20 protein-coding genes, 1 pseudogene and 2 riboswitches are annotated in these 26,203 nt (G+C 65.8%); of the genes and pseudogenes, 12 read left to right on the forward strand and 9 right to left on the reverse strand.

Going from position 1 to position 26,203, the window contains the following annotated elements; all coding sequences use genetic code 11:
• Positions 1-91 precede the first annotated feature (91 nt).
• Positions 92-571, forward strand: a complete 480-nt coding sequence (locus tag ACX80X_RS11430; RefSeq protein ID WP_056346612.1) for a Dps family protein — start codon at positions 92-94, stop codon at positions 569-571.
• Positions 572-668: 97 nt separating this feature from the next.
• Here the strand turns inward: ACX80X_RS11430 and ACX80X_RS11435 are convergent, their stop codons facing one another.
• Positions 669-2,207, reverse strand: coding sequence for an MFS transporter (locus ACX80X_RS11435; RefSeq protein WP_252603439.1), 1,539 nt, complete (start codon positions 2,205-2,207; stop codon positions 669-671).
• A 115-nt stretch (positions 2,208-2,322) separates the two neighbouring features.
• Between ACX80X_RS11435 and ACX80X_RS11440 the strand changes: the two genes are divergently transcribed.
• From ACX80X_RS11440 to ACX80X_RS11460, 5 genes are all read left to right on the forward strand, one after another.
• Positions 2,323-2,862, forward strand: a complete 540-nt coding sequence (locus ACX80X_RS11440) for a TetR/AcrR family transcriptional regulator (RefSeq protein WP_252603436.1) — start codon at positions 2,323-2,325, stop codon at positions 2,860-2,862.
• A 180-nt stretch (positions 2,863-3,042) separates the two neighbouring features.
• A riboswitch (glycine riboswitch) is annotated at positions 3,043-3,140 on the forward strand.
• 1 nt (position 3,141) lies between these two features.
• Positions 3,142-3,287: riboswitch (glycine riboswitch) on the forward strand.
• Between the two features lie 39 nt (positions 3,288-3,326).
• Entirely contained in the window at positions 3,327-6,197 is a 2,871-nt protein-coding gene (gene gcvP, locus ACX80X_RS11445; RefSeq protein WP_459312131.1) for an aminomethyl-transferring glycine dehydrogenase, read from the forward strand.
• A gap of 187 nt (positions 6,198-6,384) precedes the next feature.
• Positions 6,385-7,458 (forward strand): lipid II:glycine glycyltransferase FemX, encoded by a 1,074-nt coding sequence (locus ACX80X_RS11450; protein ID WP_252602246.1) that lies wholly within the window; start codon positions 6,385-6,387, stop codon positions 7,456-7,458.
• Positions 7,459-7,544: 86 nt separating this feature from the next.
• On the forward strand, positions 7,545-8,861 hold the full coding sequence (locus tag ACX80X_RS11455) for a peptidoglycan bridge formation glycyltransferase FemA/FemB family protein (RefSeq protein WP_252602249.1): 1,317 nt from the start codon (positions 7,545-7,547) through the stop codon (positions 8,859-8,861).
• A gap of 39 nt (positions 8,862-8,900) precedes the next feature.
• Positions 8,901-10,388, forward strand: a complete 1,488-nt coding sequence (locus ACX80X_RS11460) for a threonine/serine exporter family protein (protein ID WP_459312134.1) — start codon at positions 8,901-8,903, stop codon at positions 10,386-10,388.
• A 22-nt stretch (positions 10,389-10,410) separates the two neighbouring features.
• On the opposite strand, the gene ACX80X_RS11465 is transcribed toward ACX80X_RS11460, so the two are convergent.
• Positions 10,411-11,250 carry a siderophore-interacting protein gene (locus ACX80X_RS11465; protein ID WP_252611400.1) on the reverse strand — a complete coding sequence of 280 codons (840 nt, stop codon included), beginning with the start codon at positions 11,248-11,250 and terminating at the stop codon, positions 10,411-10,413.
• A gap of 14 nt (positions 11,251-11,264) precedes the next feature.
• Complete coding sequence (locus ACX80X_RS11470) at positions 11,265-12,035, reverse strand: uracil-DNA glycosylase (protein ID WP_058929988.1); 771 nt, start codon at positions 12,033-12,035, stop codon at positions 11,265-11,267.
• 133 nt (positions 12,036-12,168) lie between these two features.
• Between ACX80X_RS11470 and ACX80X_RS11475 the strand changes: the two genes are divergently transcribed.
• From ACX80X_RS11475 to groL, 5 genes are all read left to right on the forward strand, one after another.
• The gene (locus ACX80X_RS11475; RefSeq protein WP_252611398.1) at positions 12,169-12,498 is read left to right on the forward strand and encodes a DUF3263 domain-containing protein; all 330 of its coding nucleotides are present in this window, start codon (positions 12,169-12,171) and stop codon (positions 12,496-12,498) included.
• Positions 12,499-12,549: 51 nt separating this feature from the next.
• Complete coding sequence (locus ACX80X_RS11480) at positions 12,550-13,167, forward strand: LytR C-terminal domain-containing protein (protein WP_252611396.1); 618 nt, start codon at positions 12,550-12,552, stop codon at positions 13,165-13,167.
• A 158-nt stretch (positions 13,168-13,325) separates the two neighbouring features.
• Positions 13,326-13,532: a cold-shock protein gene (locus tag ACX80X_RS11485; protein ID WP_252602267.1), complete on the forward strand. Its 207-nt coding sequence runs from the start codon at positions 13,326-13,328 to the stop codon at positions 13,530-13,532.
• Between the two features lie 11 nt (positions 13,533-13,543).
• Positions 13,544-14,809, forward strand: a complete 1,266-nt coding sequence (locus ACX80X_RS11490) for an ABC transporter substrate-binding protein (RefSeq protein WP_252602270.1) — start codon at positions 13,544-13,546, stop codon at positions 14,807-14,809.
• A 292-nt stretch (positions 14,810-15,101) separates the two neighbouring features.
• Positions 15,102-16,730 carry a chaperonin GroEL gene (gene groL / locus ACX80X_RS11495; protein WP_058929984.1) on the forward strand — a complete coding sequence of 543 codons (1,629 nt, stop codon included), beginning with the start codon at positions 15,102-15,104 and terminating at the stop codon, positions 16,728-16,730.
• Positions 16,731-16,807: 77 nt separating this feature from the next.
• On the opposite strand, the pseudogene ACX80X_RS11500 reads toward groL, so the two are convergent.
• Positions 16,808-17,984 (reverse strand): annotated as a pseudogene (locus ACX80X_RS11500) (ABC transporter substrate-binding protein).
• 210 nt (positions 17,985-18,194) lie between these two features.
• Here ACX80X_RS11500 and ACX80X_RS11505 point away from each other — a divergent pair.
• Positions 18,195-19,253: an RNase H family protein gene (locus ACX80X_RS11505; RefSeq protein ID WP_252602281.1), complete on the forward strand. Its 1,059-nt coding sequence runs from the start codon at positions 18,195-18,197 to the stop codon at positions 19,251-19,253.
• Positions 19,254-19,273: 20 nt separating this feature from the next.
• Here ACX80X_RS11505 and ACX80X_RS11510 read toward each other — a convergent pair whose 3' ends face one another.
• From ACX80X_RS11510 to ACX80X_RS11530, 5 genes are all read right to left on the reverse strand, one after another.
• Entirely contained in the window at positions 19,274-19,561 is a 288-nt protein-coding gene (locus ACX80X_RS11510) for a WXG100 family type VII secretion target (RefSeq protein WP_058932786.1), read from the reverse strand.
• Between the two features lie 109 nt (positions 19,562-19,670).
• On the reverse strand, positions 19,671-21,221 hold the full coding sequence (locus ACX80X_RS11515; protein WP_252602284.1) for a sensor histidine kinase: 1,551 nt from the start codon (positions 21,219-21,221) through the stop codon (positions 19,671-19,673).
• A gap of 2 nt (positions 21,222-21,223) precedes the next feature.
• Entirely contained in the window at positions 21,224-21,934 is a 711-nt protein-coding gene (locus ACX80X_RS11520) for a response regulator transcription factor (protein ID WP_252611389.1), read from the reverse strand.
• A gap of 113 nt (positions 21,935-22,047) precedes the next feature.
• Positions 22,048-23,691 carry a DNA repair helicase XPB gene (locus ACX80X_RS11525; RefSeq protein ID WP_252611387.1) on the reverse strand — a complete coding sequence of 548 codons (1,644 nt, stop codon included), beginning with the start codon at positions 23,689-23,691 and terminating at the stop codon, positions 22,048-22,050.
• A gap of 13 nt (positions 23,692-23,704) precedes the next feature.
• Entirely contained in the window at positions 23,705-26,194 is a 2,490-nt protein-coding gene (locus ACX80X_RS11530) for a helicase-associated domain-containing protein (protein ID WP_252611385.1), read from the reverse strand.
• Positions 26,195-26,203: the final 9 nt, after the last annotated feature.

The following is a 26,203-nucleotide window of genomic DNA, read 5'->3' on the forward strand; positions in this document are numbered from 1 at the left end:
GGTAAGCTCACTGAGAAATTTGCTTCCGGCCTGCCGCGATCGATCCCGCGGCTGATAGCGTCGGGACTACTGGACCAATCGAGGAGGATTCATGAAAGCTTCACCGACGCTGACCAATAACCTGCAGGCCGTACTTGCGGACCTGATTGAGCTGCACATCCAGGGCAAGCAGGCCCACTGGAACATTGTGGGGACCAACTTCCGGGACCTTCACCTGCAGCTGGACGAAATCGTGGATGCCGCCCGGCAGTTCGCGGATGACATGGCCGAGCGGATGCGCGCCCTTCATGCCCTGCCGGACGGCCGCAGTGCCACCGTGGCCAAGTCCACCAGCCTCGCGCAGTTCCCCGAAGGCCTCATCAACACGAAGGACGCCATCGAGCGGATCGTTGCCGCGCTTGAGGCTGCCGTGGGCACCATGCGCAAGGTCCATGACGAAGTGGACGAAGAGGATCCCACCACCGCGGACCTGCTCCATGAATTCATCGCCAAGCTGGAACAGTACGCGTGGATGGTGAACGCCGAGACCATGAAGGCCTCCGCCAGCGTCACCGCCCCTGACGCCAAGTAGTCGCCGGCCCATAGTGAGGCCACAGGCGCCCGGCGCAGGAAGGACTTCCTGCGCCGGGCGTTTATTGTGCGCTCGCCGGCTTGCCGGAGACGGGCCCCTAGTCTGCCGTCGGAACTTTCCGGAGTACGACGGCGGCAAGGACTGACGCGCTCGCCATCAGTACCAGCGCAATTGCCGCAGTGGTGTGGACGCCCGAATCAAACGCCAGGCGTGCTGCGCCGCGGAGCGCTTCCGCCAGTGGAGCAGGCAGGCCGGCGGCCAGTTCCACGGCGCCCGCCAGAGTTTCACCCGCGAGGTGTACTGCAGTGCCCGACGCCATTGCCTCCACCCCGGCCGGAAGTCGGAGATTGTGCTGGTAGGAAGCGGTCAGGATGGAGCCCAGCATCGCCGTCCCCAGCAGGGACCCCACCTCATAGCCCGTTTCGGAGATGGCGGCCGCCGCTCCTGACTTCTCCGCTGGAACGGAGCCCAGGATGAGGTCATTGGAAATGGTTTCCGCTGTGCCCACGCCCAGGGCAAGGATCAGCAGCGCGGCCAGCAGGAGGGCCGGGCCGGAGCCGTGGTCACCGAAGACCACGATTCCGTACCCGGTGGCGCTCAGGGCCAGGCCACCCGCCACCACAAAGCCCGGACGCACCTTCCGGACCAGCGGCACCACTGCCAGCCCAGCCAGCACTGTTGCCACCAGGGCCGGGATCATGGCAATTCCGGCGGCCGACGGCGTCATTCCGTCCAGGAGCTGCAGGTGCTGGGCGAGGAACAGGATGAAGCCGTTGAAGGAGAACAGGGCCAGCACGTTTGCCGTGATGGCAGTGCTGAAGACCCGGTTGCCGAACAGTGACATGTCCAGCAGGGGGCTGGCCAGCCGCTGCTGGCGGCGTACAAAGACGACGCCCATGGCCAGGCCAAAGGCAACAAGACCCACAGGAGCGGCCCCGAAACCATCGGTCGCCAGCTCCTTGATGCCATACACAACGGGCACCATTACCAGCAGGGACAGGACGATGCTGGGCACGTCCACCCGCCCGGGGCGCGGATCTTTTGATTCCGGGATGAAGGCAGGGCCGAACGCCAGCAGGGGCAGCATGATGGGCACGGCGACCAGCAGGATCGCGCCCCACCAGAACTGCTCCACCAGCCACCCGCCGAAGATGGGACCCAGGGCGGCGCCGCCGGAGAAGCCGGCAGCCCAAATGGCCACGGCCAGCCGACGCCGGTTTGGGTCCGGAAAAATGTTGCGGATCAGCGACAGGGTGGAAGGCATCAGCATGGCGCCGAAGAACCCCAGCATTGCCCGGCCCGCTATCAGCCACTCTGCGCTGGGGGCAAAGGCTGTTGCTGCTGAGACCGCGGCGAAGCCAACGCTGCCGGTCAGCAGCAGCCGTCGGCGCCCGATCCGGTCACCCAGGCTGCCCATGGCAACCAGCAAGCCGGCAAGCACCAGGGGATAGGCGTCCACAATCCACAGCAGCTGGACTCCGGTGGTTTCCAGGTTGCTCGCGATGGCCGGAAGTGCAAACGTCAACGCAGTGTTGTCCACCGCAACCAGGAGCACCGGAAACATCAGCAGGGCCAGCGCGAGCCAGTCGCGCCAGGGCGCCTTGGCGGGCCCTGACGGCCTGAGGTCGGCTGCCATGGTGGATGTGCTTCGGGTGTTCTGGTTGGACTGTGTGGACAACGTCATATCAATAACTGTACCGTCCAGACGGTACAGTTAAGAACCGGGGCCCGGAGCGTGCATGATTGAAGCCATGGCCAGAAATCCCGTCGCACGCGATGCAGTCCTCGACGCTTTTGAAGAACTCCTGATCGATGTGGGGGAGCGGGCTGCCACTTTGGACGCGGTGGCCAGGCGGGCCGGCGTATCCAAGGGCGGGTTGCTCTACCACTTCCCCAACAAGGAAGCGCTGATCGCTGCGGTGCTGGAGCGGCTGGACCGACTGGCCGTCGAGGACCTCGCGCTGATGGCCGCAGCAGCCGAAGGTGCGGCGGCCTACTTCATCCGTTCCTCGCTCTGGTCCGACTCGCCTATGGACCGCTCCTTCGTGGCCGCCACCCGGCTGGCTGAAGTGGCCCATGAAGAGGCCCGGCGCCGCTTTGCCGCCATCCAGCAGCAATGGTTGGACCTGATCGCGGCCGACGTCGGCACGGCCGTGGCGAAAGCCGTGCTGTACATGGGGGACGGGCTGTATTTCAACGCCATGTGGGAAAGCGGTACCACCGGGGACAGCCGGGGCAGGCATGGAGACATTGAGGAGCTCCTCGCTGCCGTGGAGCGGCTTCGCGGCTGATTCTGCTCAATCATTCGGCCAGCCTTCTGGTGCAGCCCGCGTCCATCCGGGCGCGCTGGAGCTCCACACCGGAATGATTGAGCAGAATCCGCCGACCTCATTTGCCCGGCGGCCCGGGGCGTAGGAGAATTGGACCGCGTGGCGACCATCTGCGGCCGCCACAAAATCTGAATATGCCTTTGATCTGCGGCGGGAGAGTTCTGTTAGTAGGTACAACAGGCGCCGTAGGAGCAAATCCTCCCCAGGAATCTCTCAGGCCCACGTACCGCCGCGGCCAGGCAACTCTGGAAAGTGGCAGGCCGTCCGCCTGAAGCGTCCCGGATCACTCCGGAATGTCAGGACCGCTGTGCCCACCGACGGTGCAAGCGCAGCCTAGCGGAAGCAGGCTGCGCGGAAACTCTCAGGTCCCAGACAGAGTGGGGAGGAACCCGAGTCGATGTGGCGCACCCTGCGCCGCCTTAGTAATGGAGTTCCTTGTGAGTGTTAATTCGGCCTCGGCCACTTTCGTTGACCGGCATATTGGCGCCCGCCGCCAGGCCGATATCGACTCCATGCTCAAGGCCGTCGGCTACGGCACTGTGGACGCGCTGGTGGATACGGCCGTTCCCAACGGCATCCGGCAGGATGTGGCACTCCGCCTTAAGGACGCCCTCAGCGAGGTTGAGGTCCTTGCGGAGCTGCGGAAGCTCGCGGCGAAGAACAAGACGGCTGTCCAGATGATCGGCCAGGGTTACTACGACACCGTGACGCCCGCGGTCATCCGCCGGAACATCCTCGAGGCCCCGGCCTGGTACACCGCGTACACGCCGTACCAGCCGGAGATTTCGCAGGGCCGGCTTGAGGCTTTGCTGAACTTCCAGACCATGGTCCAGGACCTGGTGGGCCTGCCGATCGCGAACGCGTCGCTGCTGGATGAAGCCACTGCCGTGGCCGAGGCTGTGCTGATGATGCGCCGGGCGAACAAGAACAAGGAGGCCCGGGACGGCAAGACGGTCCTGGATGCCGACTGCCTGCCGCAGACCATCGCGATCGTGAAGGGCCGCGCCGAAGCCCTGGGCTTTGAGGTGGAGGTCGCTGACCTCTCCCAGGGGCTGCCCGACGGCGTTATCAACGGGATTGTGCTGCAGCAGCCCGGCGTCTCGGGCCGGGTCTTCAACCACGCCGACGTGATCGAGGCTGCCAAGGAGCGCGGCGCGCTCGTCACGGTCGCTGCCGACCTGCTGGCGCTGACGCTGATCACGCCTCCGGGGGAGCAGGGCGCGGACATCGCCGTCGGCTCGACCCAGCGTTTTGGTGTGCCGTTGTTCTTCGGCGGACCGCACGCGGCCTACATGGCGGTGGCGAAGGGCCTGGAGCGGTCCATGCCGGGCCGCCTCGTCGGAGTCTCCAAGGACGACGCCGGGACCCCCGCGTACCGCCTGGCGCTGCAGACCCGGGAGCAGCACATCCGCCGCGAGAAGGCCACGTCCAACATCTGCACCGCGCAGGCACTGCTGGCCATCGTCTCCTCGTTCTACGCCGTGTACCACGGCCCCGACGGCCTGAAGGCAATCGCCGAGACCACCCACAGCCACGCTGCAACCATCGCCGCATCGCTCAAGGCGGCCGGCCTGGACGTTCTGCACACAAGCTTCTTCGATACCGTCACGGTTTCCGTGCCCGGCAAGGCTGCGGCCATTGTTGCCGCAGCGGAAGCCCAGGGCATCAACCTGCGCCACATCGACGGCGACACCATCGGCGTTTCCGCCGATGAAACCACAACCCCGGCCATCGTCGCCGGCGTGCTGGACGTCTTTGGTGCCGCCGCGGTGGACGCGGCCGCCGGCACTGACACGGAGTTCGCGCTGGATGCCGCCGTCGAACGTTTCTCCGGTTACCTGCAGCACCCGGTGTTCAACACGCACCGTTCCGAGACCCAGCTGCTGCGCTACATCCGCAGGCTGAGCGACCGGGACCTGGCGCTGGACCGCACCATGATTCCGCTGGGTTCCTGCACCATGAAGCTGAACGCCACGGCAGAGATGGAAGCCATTTCCTGGCCGGAGTTCGCCTCGATCCACCCGTTCGCCCCGGATTCCCAGACCGTGGGCTGGCGCGAACTCATCACCGATCTCGAAGACCAGCTGACCGAGATCACGGGCTACGACCAGGTGTCCCTGCAGCCGAATGCCGGGTCCCAGGGCGAGCTCGCCGGCCTGCTGGCCATCCGCGGCTACCACCTGTCCCGCGGCGATGACCAGCGCACGGTCTGCCTGATTCCGGCTTCGGCGCACGGCACTAACGCCGCCTCCGCTGTCCTGGCGGGCATGAAGGTCGTTGTGGTTGCCACCGCCGCGGACGGCAGCATCGACCACGCTGACCTGAATGCCAAGATCGAGGCGAACAAGGACGCCCTTTCGGCGATCATGATCACCTACCCGTCCACGCACGGTGTCTACGACGCCGATGTCCGTGAGGTGTGCGATTCGGTGCACGCTGCAGGCGGCCAGGTTTATGTGGACGGCGCCAACCTGAACGCGCTCGTTGGCCTGGCGCAGCCGGGCAAGTTCGGCGGCGACGTCTCGCACCTGAACCTGCACAAGACTTTCTGCATCCCGCATGGCGGCGGCGGCCCCGGCGTTGGCCCGGTCGCGGCGAAGGCCCACCTGGCGCCGTTTATGCCGGGTAACGCAGCCACGTGGACCGAAGGCAATGACGTCCCGATCTCTGCCTCACGGTTCGGTTCTGCCGGTGTCCTGCCCATCTCCTGGGCGTATGTGAAGCTGATGGGTGGCGAGGGCCTGACCGAGGCCACGAAGTCGGCGCTGCTGGCGGCGAACTATGTTGCGGCCCGCCTGAATGAGTACTTCCCGGTTCTCTACACCGGCGAGGGTGGGCTGGTGGCGCACGAGTGCATCCTGGACCTCCGCGGGCTGACGGCGAAGACCGGCGTCACCGCGGAGGACGTGGCCAAGCGCCTCATCGACTACGGTTTCCACGCCCCCACCCTCGCGTTCCCGGTGGCGGGCACGCTGATGGTGGAGCCCACCGAGTCCGAGGACCTGGTGGAGATCGACCGGTTCATCGACGCGATGATCACCATCCGCAAGGAAATCGACCAGGTGGCCAACGGCGACTTCACTGTCGAGAACAGCCCGCTGCGCCACGCACCCCACACCGCGTCCGCCGTCGTATCTTCCGACTGGGCCCGCGAGTACCCGCGTGAGCAGGCCGCCTTCCCGGTCCACCACCTCAAGCAGGACAAGTACTTCCCGCCCGTCGGCCGCATCGACGGCGCTGCCGGGGACCGCAACCTGATCTGCTCCTGCCCGCCGCTGTCTGAGTTCGAAGACTAGAGTCCGGGCCCGGCAGACCGGAGTTTTCACGCGTGCTGCGCCCCACCGGCTCCCTAACCTCGCAAGCTCGGCCAGGGAACCCTGCCGGCGTGGGCCCAGAGCATGCAGAGGATGCCGGGGACCTGCCGCCCCAACCGGAGGCTTTAGACTTGTGGCTACGCAACCCCTGAGATTGGACACGGCCCCCTTGCGAGAATTCACCGCCCGCTTTGCCACAGCGGAGGAAATTGAGAACTGGGACAAGCACGTCACGGCCAACCCGAACGGCGGCAACATGCTGCAGTCCGCTGCCTACGCGTCCGTGAAAAACGGCAGCGGCTGGACCGCTCTCTTCCTGGTCCTGGAGTCTGCCGGGACCGTCAGCTACAACCTGGTGCTGGAGAAGAAATTCCCGGTGCTGGGCCGCCTGTGGTACCTGATCAAAGGTCCTGACCTGGGTGCCGTCGAGGACCTGAAGCCGGTCTTGGACGCGTGCGCTGTATTCGCCCGGAGCCGGAAGCTCAATGTCTTCACCATCAAGATTGAACCGGACATCGTGAGCACCCCGGAAGCCCGGGCACAGCTCGCCGCCGCCGGCCTGGTGAAGGCCCCTAACATCCAGTCCAATGACTCCACGGCGCTCCTGGACATCGCGGCACCGGAGAACGAGGTGTTCCGGTCCATCTCCTCCCGCGCCCGCAACGCGATCCGCCGGGCAGAGCGCGAAGGCTGCGCCGTGGTGCAGCAGGAGCCAGGCCCGGAAACGTACCGGGCGCTGTATGACCTAATGGCGGACACCGTCAACGCCAAGGGTTCCATGCCGTTGCGCAGCCTCGAGTACTACACTCAGTTCTGGGACGAATTCTGCACGCGCGGCCAGGGCAGCTTCTTCTTCGTTTACGAAGACGGCAAACCCAGTGTGGGCGCCTTTGTGATCAACTACGGATCCAAGGCAACCTACAAGGACGGCGGCTCCACGCAGAACAGGAAGCAGTACGGCGATTCGCACCTGGTCCAGTGGCAGGCCATCCGGAGAATGCAGGAACTCGGCTGCACCGAGTACGACTTCTGCGGCACGCCGCCCTCCGGCCTGATCAAGGACAAGACCCACCACCTGTACGGCATGGGCATGTTCAAAACGAGCTTCACTAAGACGGTGACGGACTTCGTCGGCTGCTACGACTACGTGCTGTCGCCCGTCAGGCACACCCTGTGGGTCAAGGGCGCGGAACGGGTCTTCCGCCGGCTTGAAACCGCACGCACCGGCCAGCAGTTCTACTGACCGCCCACCAGCCACTCTCACCATCCACACCACGAAGGCCAGCGCCTGCCCCAGTCGGCAGCCCAGCCATAGATGAGGTTATTTCCGTGAATCCAACCAAGGCCGGAGCCGGACTCGAGCTCAGCGTCCTCAGCGATGCCGAGTTTGAGTCCTTCTCCCTCAAGCATCCGCAAAACAACTTCATCCAGTCCGCTGACTTCACCCGTTTCCAGCGTGCCCGCGGTCAGTCAGTGGAACTGTTCGGTGTAAGGCGCGACGGCGACCTGGTCGCTGCCGGGAAACTGAACTTCACCACCAACCGCTGGGGCTACAAGGTGTGCGAGTGCGCCAAGGGCCCCCTCCTGGACTACACAGACTCCGCACTGGTGCGTGACGTCGTCGGACTCCTTAAGGAACGCGCCGCGGAACGCAAGGCTGCCGAACTCCGGATTTCCCCGAACCTGACGTACATCGCCCGCGATGCCGACGGCGCCGAACACCCCGAGATCGTGGACAACAGGCCGCTCGTGGCGGAACTGGCGGGCCTGGGTCTTGAACACCAAGGCTCGGACATGAACTTCACCAACGTGAACTGGATGTTCATCAAGCAGCTCGACGGCATCACGGACGCCGAGGAGCTCATCATGGGCACCAGCTACCGGACACGGAAGGCCATCCGGAAGGCTGAAAAGAACGGCGTGTTCCTGGAGCAGGCCACCCTTGAGACCCTCGACGAGTTCTACTATGCGCTGAGCACGGCGGGGGACGAGAGGGGCTTCTTCTACCGGGAACGCGAATACTACGACCAGCTCCTGCGGACCACCTCGGCCGAGTTCACCAAACTCATGATGGCCAAGATCGACATCCCCGCGTACCGGAAGTCCATCACCGAACGGCTGGAAGCGGAATCCGCGTCCGCAGCCGAACTCCGCCGTGAAGTGGAAGAGACCGGCAGCAAAAAGAAGGCCAACCGCCTCAAAGTGGTCCAGGACCTCGTGGACAGCTACGAGCGCAGCCTCAAGGACATCGAGCGGTTCCCGGACTCGGTGGGAGTGGCAACAGTGGCCGCCATCCACTTCGTCTGCTTCGGCGACGAGGTGGTCTGCGTCATCGGCGGCACCAAGCAGGACTACATCTACTTCAACGGCGCCACCTCGCTGTACTGGGAGATGCTGCTGCACGCGCTGGACAAGGGCTACTCGCGCTACAACTTCTACGGCACCTTCGGCATCCAGGGACAGGACGAAGAAGGCCACGGCGGCTACGAGTTCAAGAAGGGCTTCGGCGGCGACGTGGTCCAGCTGCTGGGTGACTTCGTGATGCCGGTGCGGCCGGTAGCCTTCCAGGCCAACCGCCTGTTCCGAGCGGCCATCGCGGCGGCGCGCACCCTGCTGGGCAAACTGCCACTGAAGCGCCAGGCCTAACACCAAACCACGAACTGCCAGAAAGGGAGGAGCACCAAGGTGAACGATCGACCTGAAAACCCAAGGCGCAGGCCTCCCACCGACGGTCTGCCCAAAACAGAGGCTCTCACCCCCTCCCAAATCCACCAGGATGCGGCGGCGAAGAGGATGCTGCGGCGCCTGGTGCGGGGGGAGAACCCGCCGACGGCGCCACTGAGCATTGTGGACAGGCTCGCCGGAAGCCCCTACGCCAACCCCATGATCCAGGTGGGAGGCGTGGACACGTCCGCACGCAAGACCCTGGACTTTTCCCTGCACCTGGCCGAGACCATGTTCCGGTACGGGGCAGGAGCCCTGGAAGTGGAGACGAGCATTATTGCCGTCACCGCGGCGCTGGGGCTGAAAAACATCGAAGTGGACATCACCAACCAGTCGGTGGCCATCAACTATGCGCCCAAGGACCAGACGCCCATCTCGCTGCTTCGGGTTGTGCGGTCCTGGACCAACAACTATGCCGGGCTGGCCAAAGTACACCGGCTGGTGACGGACATCGTGGCCGGGGGAGTGGGGCGCGATGAAGCCATCCGCCGGCTGGACGAGGCCATCACCAGCCCCAAACCGTTCCCGCGCTGGATGGTCACCATAGCGTTCGGCGTGTTCGCCGCAGTCTTTGTGGGTGTGCTCGGCGGCGGGCCGGTGTCCTCGGGCATTGCCTTCGTGGCCAACATCGGTGTCAGCCTGCTCGCCCGCCAGCTGGGCCGGTGGCGGGTTCCGGACTTCTTTACGACGGCGGCATGCTCCTTCGGCGTTACACTCACCGCGCTGCTGTTGTGGCGCTTTGAACTCACCAACGCCCCGGCGATTGTGGTGGTGGGCGGCATCCTCCTGCTGCTGCCCACCGGGCGCCTGGTCTCCTCGGTCCAGGATGCCATCAACGGGTTCCCCGTGACCGCAGCGGGCCGGTTTCTGTCCACCTTGCTGACCTTTGGTGCGATTGTGGCCGGGATCGCGGTGGCCTTTGTGGTGGGCGCGATGACCGGAATGCAGCCCATTAGCGTTACCCAGACATTCCCGCCAGCCTACGACCTCTGGGTCCTGGTGATCTTTATTGCCGTCGCCGTGATGGCCATCGGCGTGACGGAGCAGACCTCCTGGGAGCTGCTGCTGCCTACCGCGGGCGTGGGCGTCGTGGGCTACCTTGTGCTGCTGGGTGCCGCGTCCCTCGGCGTCGGTGACCGGTTCTCCCCGGCGCTCGCCGCCGTTGTGATTGGCCTGCTGGCGCGGGTGGTGGCGTTGAAGATGGGCGCACCGCAGCTGGTGGTGGCCGTCCCGGCGGCCCTGATCCTGCTGCCCGGGCTGACCATTTTCCGCTCGATGTATGTGCTGACCATCGAGGAATCCGAAATCCTCCTCGGCGCTGGCGGCATGCTCAACGCCGGCGCGATCGTCCTGGGCACAGCGGCCGGCATTGTCCTCGGCGACACCCTGGCCCGGCCGTTGACGGGCAGCCTGGCCAGCAACGAACGGCGACGCGCCCGGCGCCGCTAGGTACAGCTCAGATCTTCCCTGCTTAGATCTTCCCCACGGGCAGTTTCTTCTCCGCCTGGAAGTCGTCCTCCACCCGGCCCTGGGCCCAGTAGCCGGACAGCGAAACCTGGCTCCGTTCCAGGCCGCGCTGGACGAAAAACACGTCCCGCAGGCTCTTCATGTAGCCGCGCTCGCCATGGGCAAAAACGTCAACGCGGCCAGTGGGCCATTCGGCGTCGGCCACCGCTGAGACGAGGAGGTCCCCGGCGCCTGCCGGCGCGCCGTGGCGGCGCAGCCAGGTCACCTTAACGCCCGCCGGGGACGCGAGGGGCTGGATGTCGGCGTCGCTGTCCACCTCGATATACGCCAGGCCGGTCGCTTCCGCCGGCAGCGATTCGATGGCGGCGGCGATCGCAGGAAGTGCGGCTTCATCGCCGGCAAAGAGGTACCAGTCAGCGTCAGGCGCCGGGTTGTAGGCGCCGCCCGGGCCGGTGAAGGTGAAGGTGTCCCCGGGCTTGGCGGCAGCCGCCCAAGGGCCGGCCAGCCCTTCGTCGCCGTGGATCACAAAGTCGATGGCGAGTTCCTGGGCCTCGGTGTCCACCCAGCGGACCGTGTAGGTGCGGGTGAAGGGCCACTGCTCGCGGGGCATGGTTTCGCGGATGGTCCACAGGTCCAGGGGCTGGGCATAGTCAACGCCGGGCTGCGGGAAGACGATTTTGATGTAGCGGTCCACGAAGGTGTTGTTCACGTAGGCGGCAAAACCTTCGCCGCCGGCCACGATCCTGACCATGTATGGCGAGAGTTCTTCCCGTCGGATGACCGTGAGATCGATCTGCGGACGTGTTTTTTTCGTGGCGTTGGTGGCGGCCGGAAGAGTGCTCATAAGGCAAGCCTAAGCTAAGGGACCGGAGGGAGTTCCCAGGTTACGCCAGGGCATCCCTGGTCCTGCAGCAGTTGGTTGATGGTGCTGAAGGGCCGGGAGCCGAAGAATCCGCGCGACGCCGACAGCGGGCTGGGGTGGGCGCTGGACACGACCGCCGCGCCGGGCAGGAGGGGCCGGACGCTCTCCGCGTCCTTGCCCCACAGCACCGCCACCAGCGGCGACGGCCCGCCGTCGGAAGTGCGCCGGCTGGCCACCGCGGTGACTGCCGCCGTCGTGATGGCCTCCCAGCCTTTGCCCCGGTGGGAGCCGGCTGCCCCGGCGCGGACGCTCATGACCCGGTTAAGCAGCAGGACCCCTTGGCTTGCCCAGGCGGACAGGTCGCCGTGGACGCGCGCCGGAAGGCCGAGGTCAGACTCCAGCTCACGGTAGATATTCGCGAGGCTCCGCGGGATGGGGCGGGTCCGCCCGTCAACGGCAAAGGACAGGCCGATCGCGTGGCCCGGCGTGGGGTAGGGGTCTTGGCCCACTACCAGGACCTTCACGCCAGCCAGCGGCTGCCGGAAGGCGCGCAGAACGTTCGACGGCGCCGGCAGCACGCGGTGGCCCGCGGCAACTTCGGCAGCCAGGAAGCCCAGGACGCCGCGCAGCTCACTCTCTACGGGGCCCAGCGCCTCCGCCCAGTCGGCAGCCATCAGCTCACTGAGCGGCAAGGCGGCCATCTCGGCAAAGCCAACGGCCTCCGCCGGGTCCGCCGTCAGTTCGAACAGCGCGTCAGATTCAAACACGCTCCCATTCTCGCAGGGTTGCCTGATGCTGCGGTCGGGGCGCAAATGACAACCGTGTTATTCACGCCGTAGCATGGGGAGGAGATTTAGTAACTTGACCGGTGATTCAGCGAGACCAGCGAAGGGGTGTGCCGTGGCGGAACCTGCTCGGGAATATATGCCGGAGCCGGAGGAGCGCGGTTCTTTGCTGGCTGACTTTACCCTCCGTGACTCCCCGTTGAGCGAGCGCGACCAGCAAATGCTGGCACTCGAGCGGCAGTGGTGGAAGTACGCCGGGGCCAAGGAACAGGCCATCAGGGAGCTGTTCGATCTGTCCGCAACGCACTACTACCAGCTGCTCAACGCCCTCATCGACACCGAGGCTGCACTGGCCCACGACCCCATGTTGGTCAAGAGATTGCGTAGACTACGTACGTCGCGTCACCGGGCACGCACTGCACGACGCCTGGGTTCCGACGCCTGACCACGCTCGTGCTGAGCAATCAGCAGCAATCAACAAGGACGTCTCCCCACCATGACCAAATACGCTCGGGATGAATTCGACAAGGTTCCGGAGTCCGCCTCGCGGCAAGGCGTCCACCGTGCGGCCTCGGCGCCTGCCCGCCGCAAGCTGTGGCCCATCCTCGCGGTGGGGATTGTGGCATTGGCCATTGGAGTGGTGTCCTTCCTGATCCTTCCCAAGCTCGGGTTCACCCAGGCCGGCAGTGAAGCCTCCACCAGCCTGGAATCAACCGCGGCCCCCGAGGCAAGCGCGGCACCGTCGGCCACCGCTGAAGCCTCCACGGACCCGGAGCCCTCTAATAGCCCTGACGCCGAGCCCAGCGCTTCGCCCAGTAACATTCCCTCCGCGGTTGTGCTGGACAAGACCCAGGGCGTGGCCATCTACAACGCCTCCGGTAAGGCCGGGCTCGCCGGACGCATCAGCTCTATGGTCCAGGCCGATGGCTGGACGCTGGGCCAGGTGGGGAACTGGGGCGGCGCTCCGCAGCAAACATCCGCGATCTTCTACTCGGGCCCGGCGCAGAAAGCCAACGCCGAAGCAGTCTCCGAACTCCTGAACATCCCTACTCTGGTGGAGAGCCAGGACTTCCAGGTGCCGTTGGTTGTTGTCCTGGGGCCGGGCTACCAGTAGCGTCTCGCGGTCACGCCTGAGTAACTTTTGGGCCCCGGAGCGGCCGTGTGGTTCGGCCCGCCGGATGGCTTGTCGCTAGAGTGATTTCAGGCTTCGGTCCGTAACAAGCGGCACACTTCCGACAGGGACCGACGGCACGACGGAAAAGAGTGGACATCATGGCATTGGGAACGGTTAAGTGGTTCAACGCCGAAAAGGGCTACGGCTTTATTACGGTGGACGGCTCCGGGGACGATGTCTTTGTGCACTGGTCGGCCATTGAGGGCGAAGGTTACCGGGCCCTGGATGAGGGCCAGCGCGTGGAGCTTGAAGTCGGTGAAGGCGAGAAGGGCCCGCAGGCAGAAAACGTCCGGCCCACGCAGTGATCTCCCGCAGCTTGCGTTCAACAATCGTCCGCACAGCCACAGGGGCGGCCGTCCTGCTGGCCCTGGCCGGCTGTGCCGGGGCAGGCGGCAACGCCCGCGTTGAATCCGCTGAAGCGTCCGGTGACGGCACGCTGCGGATCGGGCTGATCCAGGACAGCGCAGGGGGGCAGGCCTTCCTCAACGACTCGCAGCTCGCTGCGGCCCAACTGGCCATCAAGGAAATCAATGCGGCCGGCGGTCACAAGGGCAGGCTTGTTGACCTGGTGGTAGGCGCCGGTGAAGGCGCCGATGCCCAGGCCAGGAATCTGGCCTCAGCCAAGGTTGATGCAGTGATCGGTCCCACGGATTCGAGTCACGCCGCTGCCGCCATCGACGTCCTCTCGGCTGCGCGGGTCCCGCTCGTCTCGCCGGCCAACTCCGCTGCCGGCCTGTCCCGCTTCAAGAGCGGCGGCTACTACTTCAGGACGGCGGCCGCGGACGTTGCACAGGCCTCGGTGCTGGTGAAACTGGCCAAGGACGGCGGCGCCAAGGGCCTTGCCGTGGTCTACCAGGACTCTAGCTACGGAAAGGACGTTTCGGTCGCGGTGACCGGCGCCGCCAAGAACGCCGGCCTGGAGACTGTCTCCACCACCGCCTTCAAGCCCGGCGACGCCGGGAACGCGGCAGCTGCTGCCAAGGCTGCCACGCCTGACGCCGTGGTGCTCATCGCCAGGGGCGATGCCCAGGGCGCCATCGCCGAGCTCAATAACGCTGGGATCTCGGGCAAGAGCATCATCCTGAGCGACGGCGCCTTCGCCCAATACGGTTCGGGGGTGGGATCCAAGGCCCTCGACGGCGCCCGTGCAGTGGTGCCAGGCCTGCTGCCGTCCGCGGACTTCCAAGCACGGCTTGTTTCGGTCAACCCTGCATTGAAAGACCTTTCGTTCGCCGCCGAGACCTACGACGCCGTGAACCTCGCGGCCCTGGCGGCAGCGAAGGCTGACGACGATGCCGGCCGCTCCATCGCCGCCAACCTGATCGCCGTGTCCGGCGGGACAGTTGGCGGGCAGCCCGCCGCGAAGGCCTCTGGCCCGGCCACCAAGCCGTGCCTGTCCTACACCGAGTGCCTCGCTGTCCTGAAGACCGGGGCAGGCATTAATTACGACGGCGAATCGGGGCCGGTTGCCTTCGATTCCAACGGTGACATCACCACTGCCAATTACATGGTGTTCACGTACGGCGCGGACAACAAGGCAGTGCTCAGCGGCCGTGAGGCTGCGGGCCGGGCCGCAGGCTGATCGCCAATGGCGAACGGGTCGCCCTGACAGGGCGATTTGCGGGGTCTTTCGCTTGCACTCTCACCTAGGGAGTGCTAATTATTGAGTTAGCACTCTTACGTACCGACTGCTAAAGCAACGTCCGGTTTTTCCGGCAGCGGAGCTTGGCGGCGGGTCGTGGAGCGAGAGAAATACCTAGCTGGAGTGAGATCCCCAGCCGCGGCATACAGAGGCCGCCGGTGAAGGATCGTCCGTCGCGGGCACTGCAGTGAGGTTCATTCTTAACGACTGTCCCGAAAGGACTACTGCCGTTATGGCCAAGATCATTGCATTTGATGAAGAGGCACGCCGCGGTCTTGAGCGGGGCCTGAACATCCTCGCCGACGCCGTCAAGGTCACCCTCGGCCCGCGTGGACGCAACGTCGTCCTCGAAAAGAAGTGGGGCGCCCCCACGATCACCAACGATGGTGTTTCCATCGCCAAGGAGATCGAACTGGACGACCCTTACGAAAAGATCGGCGCTGAGCTGGTCAAGGAAGTTGCCAAGAAGACGGACGACGTCGCTGGCGACGGCACCACCACGGCTACCGTGCTGGCGCAGGCCCTGGTCAAGGAAGGCCTGCGCAACGTCGCGGCCGGCGCTGACCCGCTGTCCCTCAAGCGCGGTATCGAGAAGGCTGTCGCGGCCGTCACGGTTGAACTGCTGGCCTCGGCCAAGGAAATCGAAACCAAGGAAGAGATTGCGGCTACTGCCTCCATCTCCGCCGGTGACGACGAAATCGGCGCCCTGATCGCTGAAGCCCTGGACAAGGTGGGCAAAGAAGGCGTCATCACCGTCGAGGAGTCCAACACCTTCGGCCTGGAGCTCGAGCTCACCGAAGGCATGCGCTTCGACAAGGGTTACATCTCCGCTTACTTCGTTACTGATACTGAGCGCCAGGAAACGGTCCTTGAGGACCCGTACATCCTGATCGTCAACTCCAAGATCTCCAACGTCAAGGAACTGGTTGCTGTCCTGGAAAAGGTCATGCAGTCCAACAAGCCGCTGCTGATCATTGCCGAGGACATCGAGGGCGAGGCCCTGGCCACCCTGATCGTCAACAAGATCCGTGGCACCTTCAAGTCCGTTGCCGTCAAGGCTCCGGGCTTCGGCGACCGCCGCAAGGCCCAGCTGGCCGACATCGCTGTACTCACCGGTGGCCAGGTCATCGCCGAGGAAGTCGGACTCAAGCTGGAGACCGCCGGACTGGAACTCCTGGGACGCGCCCGCAAGGTTGTTGTCACCAAGGACGAGACCACCATCGTTGAAGGTGCCGGCGACGCCGACCAGATCGCTGGCCGCGTTTCCCAGATCCGTGCCGAGATCGAAAACTCCGATTCGGACTACGACCGCGAGAAGCTGCAGGAACGCCTGGCCAAGCTGGCCGGCGGCGTTGCAGTCATCAAGGCCGGTGCCGCAACCGAAGTTGAGCTCAAGGAACGCAAGCACCGCATTGAGGACGCTGTCCGCAACGCGAAGGCTGCTGTTGAAGAAGGCATTGTCGCCGGTGGCGGCGTTGCACTGATCCAGGCCGGCGCCAAGGCGTTCGCGAACCTGAACCTGACAGGTGACGAAGCAACCGGTGCGAACATCGTCCGCGTTGCCATCGACGCCCCGCTGAAGCAGATCGCCTTCAACGCTGGCCTCGAGCCTGGCGTTGTTGTCGACAAGGTCCGCGGCCTGCCTGCAGGCCACGGCCTGAACGCAGCAACCGGCGAATACGTCGACCTGCTGGCTGCCGGCATCAACGACCCGGTCAAGGTAACCCGCTCTGCCCTGCAGAACGCGGCTTCCATTGCCGGTCTGTTCCTCACCACCGAGGCCGTAGTGGCCGACAAGCCGGAGAAGAACGCTCCGGCCATGGGTGGCGGCGACGACATGGGCGGCATGGGCGGCTTCTAGTCCCCAGCGCCCGGACTACGTTCCGCGCAAACCATAATGCGGCCCCCTCCACTGGAGGGGGCCGCATTTGTTTGGCGCTACTTGCGGGCCGTGGCCAGCATCCCTTCGACTTCCTTCTTGAACGCGTCGGCGGCCGCCTGCGGAGTCATCCGGTCGTACAGGACTTCGTCGGTGAACCGCTTGATGACGTTCTGGACGCTGCCGGCACCCACCGGCGGGACGGGAGGCGCGCCGGCGATGTCCGGCGCAATGACCTTCAGGAAGGCCACCACAGTGGTGCCTGCCGGCTTGAGGGCCGGGGTGATGCCCTCGACGATCTCAGAGTTGCTGGGGACTCCGCGGTCTGTCATAAGGATGGCGCCTGCGGGGCGCGGAGCATCTTGATGCTGCTGCCCGTGGTGGTTTCCAGTGATCCCAGCTGGTTGGTCCACCACCAGGCCATGCCCACCCGGTTCGTGCCGAACAGGCTCTCCTCAAGGCCTGCGCCGGAGTCCTCGGTGGCCACCGTGGCCGGCGGGGTGACCTGGGAATCGCGCTGTTCCTTCAGCCATTCCCAGAACGCAGCGGCCGTAGCGGTGTCGGAGTCCAGTTTCCCGTCCTGGGAGTAGAGGTCCTCGCCGTGCTGCCGAAGCCAGATGATGAGGTCCGCCTCGTTGCTGCCATAGGCCGCGCCGTAGCTCTTCCCGTCACCGGCCGCGCTGAGTTTCGCGGCGGTGTCCAGTCGTCCCAGGTCCAGGTGGTGTCGTCGGGGACAGGCACGTTTGCTGCCTCGAAGACCTTGGTGTTCGCCATGATGACGTAGGCGTTCTTTCCGGTGCTCAACCCGTACTGTGCGTTGTCGTATTGGCCGGACGCCAGTGATTCCTTGTCCAGCTTGGAGGTGTCGATCCCGCCCTGTTTGGCCAGGTCCAGCAGCGCCCCGCGGCCACCGTACTCGGCGATGTATTTCTGGTCCATCTGGATGACATCCGGTGCGTCATTGGCAGCGGTCGTGGTGGCCAGTTTGTCCCAGTAGCTGGCCCATTCGCCCGGCTCGGATTCGATCTTGATGTTGGGATGTTCCGCCTCGAACGCGTCGATGACTCTCTCTGTTTGCGCGTTGAGGTACTCATTGCCCCACCAGGCGAACCGCAGGGTGACTTCGCTGTTTTCGCTGGAGCCGGCGGGTGCACCGCAGCCTGTGGCGAGCAGTGAGACAGCGACGGCGACTGCGCCGAACTGGAATCTCCTGCGGCTAATGGCCCGAATCTTCATTGACGTGCCGTCCTCAAAAGGGTGGAGGTCCACCCCGCGCGTGTCCCGTGGCGGCGTCGGTGCCGGTGGGGAAGCTTCGACTGAGAAAGCGCTTTCCCGGCCAGGATTCGGATTCTGCCGCGCTTCGACTTCGGCGTCAAGGCTTTTCGGTAAGCGGTTTCCCGAGCGCTGGCTGAACCGGTTGTCGGCGCTGTCTGGCAGGATGGTTAGGTGACAATTACTGCAGCGGCCGACGGTTCGGCTTTAGGAAATCCCGGCCCGGCCGGTTGGGCCTGGTATGTGAACGACGACTGCTGGCGCGCCGGGGGATGGCCGCACGGCACCAACAACCAGGGCGAGCTGATGGCCGTCCTGGATCTGTTCCGTGCCACCGCCCACGTCCCGGAGGAGGACCTGAGGGTCCTGTGCGACAGCCAGTACGTGATCAACTCCATCACAAAGTGGATGCCGGGCTGGAAACGCAAGGGCTGGCGGAAGGCCGACGGCAAACCCGTCCTGAACGTTGAACTGCTCAAGGAACTTGACCGGGAAATCGCCGGCCGGAAATACACGTTCGAATGGGTCAAGGGCCACGCAGGCCACGACCTCAATGAGGCAGCCGATGTCCGCGCGCGTGCAGCCGCCACCGCGTACCAGCAGGGTGTGGCAGCGCGTTCAGGCCCGGGCTTCGCGGGAGCCCCGGCAGCGGTTGGCCCAGCAGCTGATAGCCGGGTTGCCGTCAGCCCTGGGGCAGGCGCCGCACTGACCAGCCCCGGCGCCGCCACTGCAGCCAGCCTTCAGGCCGCCACCACAGCCGGCGGTGCTGGCTTCGACAGTCAGGTCTCGTACGGCCAGGACCTTTTCAACCAAGGCCCCTACGAGGAGCCGGACCTCTTCAGTGAGCTGGAGAGCGACTCCTTCATCCCGTCGCAGTCCGCCGGGGCCGAGATGAGCCCCGAAGCGATCGTCGAGGCCCTCGAACGCGAGTTGTCGGGCCCCGACATCCGTGGGGACATCGGCCGCACCGGCGTCCTCCTGCACCCTGATTTTATGGAGATCGGAACCTCGGGCAGGGTATGGACCCGTGACGCCACGATGATGGCATTGGAAGAGGAACCGGGGCAGCACACTGAACTGGAGATCCTGGGTGCGGACCGCATCGGGACCAGCGCGATCCTGCTGACGTGCCGAAGCTACTCGCGCTCAGGCACGGCTCTCCATAGCTCACTGTGGGTCTTGGACGGCAACAGATGGCGGCTCCGATTCCGCCAGGGGACGCCGGAGGCGTAGGGGCCATTTCGGCTGGGGACTCAGCTGAAGCGCTGGGTGTTGCCCTGCTCGGCCTGGGCGTAGGTGGACGCTGCTGATGCCAGGGCCATGTTGATGGATGCCAGCGATGCCTCCACCTTGCCCTGGGTGAGTGTCCACTCGGTCACCAGGGCCTGGAAGTTGTTGGCAGCCGAGCCCCGCCAGGTGGACTGCAGTTCGTCCAGGCCGCGCTTCATGGTCTGGACGTCCGAGCTGATCCGGTCCACAGTTGCTTTGACGTTGGCCGACTTCAGCTGAAGGAGTTCGGTGTCGACGGAAATGATGCTCATGGCTTGCTGCCTCTCGAAGTAGTGGGACAGCATGTGCTGCCCGCCCGGCTGCTCCGGGCCACTACCGCGAGCCTACGGACGGGCACTGCCCGCACGCCACGCTCCATGGCTATATGTGGATAACCTTGCCATCTCCGTGGCCTCCGTCCACAGGATCGCCATCCTGCGTGGCGGGTGGGCCCGGGTGGGCTTCCGCCAGGTGGTCATCGCCGGCGTGAGCCTCATCGGTGGCGTCGTCCCGGACCGGCAGGCTGACCACCAGCGTGGCCCCGCCGCCGTCGGTCTTTTCCACCCTGACGGACCCGCCGTGCGATCCGACGATGGCCGCGACAATCGCGAGCCCCAGGCCGCTGCCGCCGGTCTCGCGCGTCCGGGACGTGTCCGCGCGGTAGAAACGCTCGAACACCTTGGACGCGTCCTCTTCGGAGATGCCAGGGCCGTGGTCACGGACCTCGATCACGGCGAGCGGCTGCCCGCCGTCGGAGGTCCGGACCCCGACGGCTAGTTCGATCGGGCTGCCGTCCGGGGTGTAGCGCAGGGCGTTCCCCACGAGGTTCCCCACCACCTGCCGCAGTTTTGCTTCGTCACCGAGCACCGGCGCGGGGGCGGCCGGATCGTCACCAAGGCCGGTCAGGGAGATGGGGCGCGAGCGGTCGCTCGCCTGCGTGTCCACCACCGCATCGTGGGCAACCAGCTGCAGGTCCACGGGCTTTTGCTGGAGCGGGCGCTGTTCGTCCAGGCGCGCCAGCAGGAGGAGGTCCTCCACCATAGAGCCCATCCGTTTGGCTTCGCTTTCGATCCGCCCCATGGCCGTGGCCACGTCCTCGTCGGTGGCCAGCGCGCCATGGCGGTAGAGCTCGGAGAAACCCCTGATGGTCACGAGCGGGGTACGCAGCTCGTGGGAGGCGTCGGCCGCGAACCGGCGCATTCTGCCTTCGGAGGCTGTCCTGGCGGCGAAGGCCGTCTCGATATGCGCCAGCATGGCGTTCAGCGAGCTGCCGAGCCGCCCCACTTCAGTGCCGGGATTTTCGACGTCCACACGCCTGGAAAGGTCGCCCGCGGCGATGGCGGCTGCGGTCTTTTCCACCTTGGCCAGCGGACGGAATGACCGGGATACGGTCCAGCTGGCGATCAGGGAGGCCAGCAGCAGGGTGAGCAGGCCGACGCCGGTGACCACCAGGGTGGCGTGCTTGAGGACGTCATCCACGCTTTGCAGCGGCAAGCCTATGACAACGACGGCGGGACGGCCGACATAGAGCACGGTCACCGCGACCACCCGCCAGTTCTGGCCGTCGGTGCCCCTGACCTGGTACGGGAGGGTGCCCCGGTTCTGGGCGTCCTCAACGGAGATGGTTGCGATGTCGGGGTGGTCATCCGGATCGCCGCCCAACAGCTGGGGGTTCTCACCGGGGGTGTAAAGGATCAGCGAGTAGTCAGTGGGGACCATCGGGTTGGTGGGTGCCTGCAGCTGGGTGAACGAGCGCTGCTTGCTGGCGAGGTCGACGGCGGCGTACAGCTTGTCATCCACCTGCGCCTGGAGGTAGCTGTGCAGCAGCGTGAGGGTGCCGGCGCCGGTTGAGGTCAGCGCAACAATCAGCAGTGCCATAATCATGGCCACCAGCTGGGACCTCAACGAGGCCGATTTCCACCGCTGCAGCAAGGTCAGCGCTTCTCTGCCGTCCGGAGCACGTAGCCGACTCCGCGTTTGGTCTGGATCAGTGCCGGTGCGTCCGGATCAATGTCCACCTTGCGCCGGAGGTAGGAGATGTAGGACTCCACGATCGAGGCGTCGCCGTTGAAGTTGTACTCCCACACGTGGTCCAGGATCTGGGATTTCGACAGCACGCGGTTGGGGTTCAGCATGAGGTACCGGAGGAGCTTGAATTCCGTGGGGGACAGTTCGATCACGGTGCCGCCGCGGCGCACTTCGTGGGCGTCGTCGTCGAGCTCCAGGTCGTCCACACGGATCACGGCGTCGTCGTCGAGCAGGGGCTGCGTGCGGCGCAGGACGGCACGGATGCGGGCTACTAACTCGTCCAGGCTGAACGGCTTGGTGACGTAGTCATCCCCGCCTACGGTGAGGCCGGTGACCTTGTCCTCCGTGTCATCCTTCGCCGTGAGGAACAGGACCGGAAAGTGCTTACCCGAAGCCCGCAGCTTGCGGGTGACGGTGAAGCCATCCATGTCCGGCAGCATCACGTCCAGCACCGCCAGATCGGGCGCGTGGAGCTCGGCGGCGGCCAGCGCGTCACGGCCGTTGGCGGCAGAGACCACCTCGAAGCCTGCGAAGCGGAGCGAGGTGGACAGCAGCTCGCGGATGTTGGGTTCGTCATCAACAACTAGCAGCTTGGCTTCTGGGCCGGTCTTCTTCATGCTCCCATCATGCTCCCAGAAACTGTGAGTTTTCTGGATGGATGGTGGGTGTTCCATGGGGAGCCCGCCGGGCATGGCCATCCCCCTCGCCGGACAGGAACAGCGGGTGGCCGTTAGGCGGCGCCGACATCCTTGGCGTCCATGATCCGGTAGGCATAGCCCTGCTCTGCCAGGAAGCGCTGCCGCTTGGCCGCGAAATCCTGGTCCAGGGTGTCCCGGGCCACCAGCGAGTAGAAGCGGGCCGCCCGGCCGTCCTTCTTGGGGCGGAGCAACCGGCCCAGCCGCTGGGCTTCCTCCTGCCGCGACCCAAAGGAACCGGAGACCTGGATGGCCACCGAGGCCTCGGGCAGGTCGATGGAGAAGTTGGCCACCTTGGAAACCACCAGCGTGTTCACGTCGCCGGCCCGGAATGCATCGAAGAGCTTCTGCCGTTCCTTGACGGACGTATCGCCCTTGATGACGGGAGCATGCAGGCGCTCGCCGATCTCGTCCAGCTGGTCAATGTATTGCCCGATCACCAGCAGCTGCTCGCCCTGGTGCCGGGCCACCAGTTGTTCCACGATCAGGGTCTTGGACTCGGACGTGGCGCACAGCCGGTACTTGTCGGCGTCCTCGGCCATGGCATAGGCCACGCGTTCGTCCCGGGGCAGGTCAATGCGGACCTCCACACAGTCCGCGGGGGCGATGTAGCCCTGGGCTTCGATGTCCTTCCACGGCGCGTCGTACCGCTTGGGCCCGATGAGGCTGAAGACCTCGCCTTCGCGGCCGTCCTCGCGGACCAGGGTGGCGGTGAGGCCCAGCCGGCGGCGGGCCTGCAGGTCCGCGGTCATCCGGAAGATCGGCGCCGGCAGGAGGTGCACTTCGTCATAGATGATCAGGCCCCAGTCGTGGCCGTCCACCAGCTCCAGGTGCGGGTACAGGCCGCCGCGTTTGGTGGTGAGGACCTGGTACGTGGCGATGGTGACCGGGCGGACCTCTTTGACCGCGCCCGAGTACTCGCCGATTTCGTCCTCCGTCAGGGACGTCCGTTTGAGCAGCTCGTCCTTCCACTGCCGGGCTGCCACCGTGTTGGTCACCAGGATGAGGGTTGTGGTGGAGCTCGTGGCCATGGCCGCGGCACCCACCAGCGTCTTCCCGGCCCCGCAGGGCAGCACCACCACGCCGCTGCCGCCGGCCCAGAAATTCTCGGTGGCGAGCTGCTGGTACGGGCGGAGCTTCCAGCCGTTCTCGTTCAGGGCGATCAGGTGGGGTGTGCCGTCCACGTAGCCGGCCAGATCCTCCGCCGGCCACCCGATTTTCAGGAGCAGCTGCTTGAGCTGGCCGCGCTGTGAGGAGTGGACCACAATGGTTTCGCCGTCGATCCGCGGCCCCAGCAGGGGCTGTATTTTTTTGGCCCGGATGACCTCCTCCAACACCGGGTAGTCGTCCGTGCGCATCACCAGGCCGTGCTGGGGGTCCTTCTCCAGCCGCAGCCGCCCGTACCGGGACATGGTCTCTTCGACGTCGATCAGCAGCGAATGCGGCACGGGGAACCGCGAGTATTTGAGCAGGGTGTCCAGGACCTTCTCCGCGTCCAGGCCGGCGGCGCGTGCGTTCCACAGGCCCAGGGGCGTCAGGCGGTAGCTGTGCATGTGCTCGGGGGCGCGTTCCAGCTCGGCGAACGGGGCGATGGCGTGGCGCGCCTCGGTGGCCAGTTCGTGGTCCACTTCGAGCAGGATGGTTTTGTCACTTTGGACGATCAGCGGGCCGTCGTTCACGCGGGGCAGTCCTTCACTGGCGCAGTTCTTCTGCGGCCTCAATGTCGATAATGCGGTGGATGGAGAGCACGCGCTCGGTTTCCTTGGCAGGATCAAAGACCCTGACGCGTCCGCCGTTTACGGAGAGGGGAACAACTGTCTCCAGGCAGGAATTCCCTTGGCTGTCCACCACGTTCATGCTCACCCGCTGCTTGAGCCGGATAGCCCGTTGCAGCGTCTCCAGCCCAAGCTGGGTCGCAGCTTCGCCGGAGCCAGCCACGGGGCCTGCGTGGTTTCCGGAGGCTTCAGCCCGCCTGTTCCGCAGGACGGCCAGCTGCGCGGCGACGTCGTCCTCGGCGGGTGCGGTCCGCGGCGCCGTGTAGACGGGGCGGGCGCTGCCGGGAACATGGTTAGTGCGGCGGAGCCGGACCACTCCGGGCTCGGCCTGGTCCACCGACGGCGAGAGGCCCAGTCCGCGCAGGACCTGGGCTGTCTCCCGCGGCGGAGCGGTAGAGATCAGGACCGTCGGCGCAATGCGGGCCAGCCCCAGGCCGACCGCTTTGGACTCCGCCGCCAGCTCCAGCACCGTTGCCTCATCATCGCTTTGGATAAAGCTGGCGGCCATTCCCACCCGGAGCCGGCCGTGCCTGGACGCGGTGTCCTCCACCAGGTATTCCAAGGGCTGCGGCACGGCCGTGGCCGAATGCTCACGCAGGAACTCAAGCAGGCTCGAGGCGTCATGCCCGGCGTCCAGCGCCCGCCGGACCGAGTTGGGGGAGAACCGGTAGATCGTGGCGGGTCCGTGCCCCTCGGCGTCGGCCATCACCAGTAGCTTTTCGGCCAGCTTCGGAGCCAGGTAGCCCGGGGCAACTGCGGTCAGGTCCGCCTGAAGCAGGACGTGGTTCAGTGCCGCAGGCAGATGCTCGCCCAGGATGCCCAAGGCTTCGTCCGGGTTGTCTTCGGCAATGGCGCTGCCCAGCTGGCTCAACGCACCGGAGCCGATCAGTCCGAGCAGCTCCGCTTCCGCGAGCACACCCCTGATCAGGGAACTGAACCGGCGGGCCATCCGCGGCTGCGTCCATTCAGCCCGCTGGAGGACGGCCGCAGCATCCAGGACCGGTGCCGTGCCGTCCGCAGCGGCAGCCTCCTGGGTGAGTTCCTCCAGGATTTCCAGGATCCGCTTCCTGACCAAGGGGGCGTCCGGCCGCTGCGCCTCTGCCGAAAGGGCATTAACGGTGTTCCCGGCCAGGGCACGGTGTGCGGCGGGAACGCCGCCGGGGCCGTTGGCGGGCTGACCCACCAGTGAAGGCACACGCTCGCTCGCGAGCCAGGCATTGACCATCCACAGCCACTGCTCCTGGCGGGGGAGGGCCAGCCACTCCAGCTGCGGGGGCTGCACCCACGAGGACGAGTCCACATCAAGGCGCAACAGGCCGGCGAGGGCGCTGACCTCCAGCAGCAGGCCCGCCCGGTGCTGGTCGATGCGAAGCGTCTCGGCAAGCCGCTTCATTTCCCGTACACCAACGCCGCCGCTGCGCAGTGTGGCCAGCGGCTGTTCGCGGACGGCGTGGAGGAGGTCACCCACCAGCCGCAGGGTTTCGGCGATGGCGCCCAGCGCCGCGTTCCGGCGAAGCGCAGCGGTGGTGCTGCCCAGCTCCGGAACCGGTGGGGACAGGGAGAAGTCATTGATGATGGCGCCGCCACGCAGCGACAATCCCACGCTATGCGGCAATTCCACGTGCGCGGCGTCCAAGGGGACCAGCAGGCCCCGGGCCAGGAGCCAGTCAACGGGCCCGACGTCGGCGCCCTGGTTCGAGACCGACGCTTTCCGTTGCGCCTGGGGGACGGCACCCATGGCCCAGTTGCGGAATTTGGCGAGCAACGCCGTCGTGCGTTCCGGGGCTCCGGCCAAAGCCTCGCCGAGTGCCTCGGGCGAGGATGTCCAATGCTGCAGCGCGAGGGCTGCCTCCATGGGGGTGGTGGCGTTCTGGATGGAGACGCCGCTGCGACGCAGCTCGGCAACGAGCTGGACTGCCCGCTGGGCAAACGCGGGCTGGAGCCTGACCAGCTCGGTGTAGCTGCGCCCCAGCCCCGCAGGATAGATTCCCACCACGTCCTTGAGGCTTCCCACCGGCAGGTAGTAGCGCTGGCGGTGGCCCGAAACCGCCGTTCCATGCGGCGGCTCTGCCCGGTGCACCAAAGCCAGTTCCTGGAGCGAGGCCAGGATGCGTTCCAGCGCCGCCACCGTGGACCCTGCAATGAGTTTCCGGACGCCCGCCGCCGAGGCGCTGTGTTCGGTGTCCGTGTTGGTACAGAGATGCAGCGTTTCCAGCACCTGCATCTGTGGCCTGTTAAGCCGCTCGAGCGCGCGCTGGACGCTGACCCGCGCACTTGCCCGCGCGGCCAGGGCGGAAAAGTCAGGAACGGCGGGGGACATAAGGTCCGGCCGCGCTGCAAAGAGCGCCCGCAACGAGTCATCGCTGCGTGCTTCCAGTTCTTTGCTGAGGGCGCGAATAAGGGACATCAGTCCAAC

This window comes from Pseudarthrobacter sp. MDT3-1, from assembly GCF_054510755.1.

Excerpts from the sequence above, each read along its gene's own strand:
- ACX80X_RS11430 (WP_056346612.1), top strand. The coding sequence starts at position 92 with ATGAAAGCTTCACCGACGCTGACCAATAACCTGCAGGCCGTACTTGCG.
- ACX80X_RS11435 (WP_252603439.1), bottom strand. The coding sequence starts at position 2,207 with ATGGCAGCCGACCTCAGGCCGTCAGGGCCCGCCAAGGCGCCCTGGCGC.
- ACX80X_RS11440 (WP_252603436.1), top strand. The coding sequence starts at position 2,323 with ATGGCCAGAAATCCCGTCGCACGCGATGCAGTCCTCGACGCTTTTGAA.
- gcvP (WP_459312131.1), top strand. The coding sequence starts at position 3,327 with ATGGAGTTCCTTGTGAGTGTTAATTCGGCCTCGGCCACTTTCGTTGAC.
- ACX80X_RS11465 (WP_252611400.1), bottom strand. The coding sequence starts at position 11,250 with ATGAGCACTCTTCCGGCCGCCACCAACGCCACGAAAAAAACACGTCCG.
- ACX80X_RS11480 (WP_252611396.1), top strand. The coding sequence starts at position 12,550 with ATGACCAAATACGCTCGGGATGAATTCGACAAGGTTCCGGAGTCCGCC.
- ACX80X_RS11485 (WP_252602267.1), top strand. The coding sequence starts at position 13,326 with ATGGCATTGGGAACGGTTAAGTGGTTCAACGCCGAAAAGGGCTACGGC.
- groL (WP_058929984.1), top strand. The coding sequence starts at position 15,102 with ATGGCCAAGATCATTGCATTTGATGAAGAGGCACGCCGCGGTCTTGAG.
- ACX80X_RS11510 (WP_058932786.1), bottom strand. The coding sequence starts at position 19,561 with ATGAGCATCATTTCCGTCGACACCGAACTCCTTCAGCTGAAGTCGGCC.
- ACX80X_RS11520 (WP_252611389.1), bottom strand. The coding sequence starts at position 21,934 with ATGAAGAAGACCGGCCCAGAAGCCAAGCTGCTAGTTGTTGATGACGAA.
- ACX80X_RS11530 (WP_252611385.1), bottom strand. The coding sequence starts at position 26,194 with ATGTCCCTTATTCGCGCCCTCAGCAAAGAACTGGAAGCACGCAGCGAT.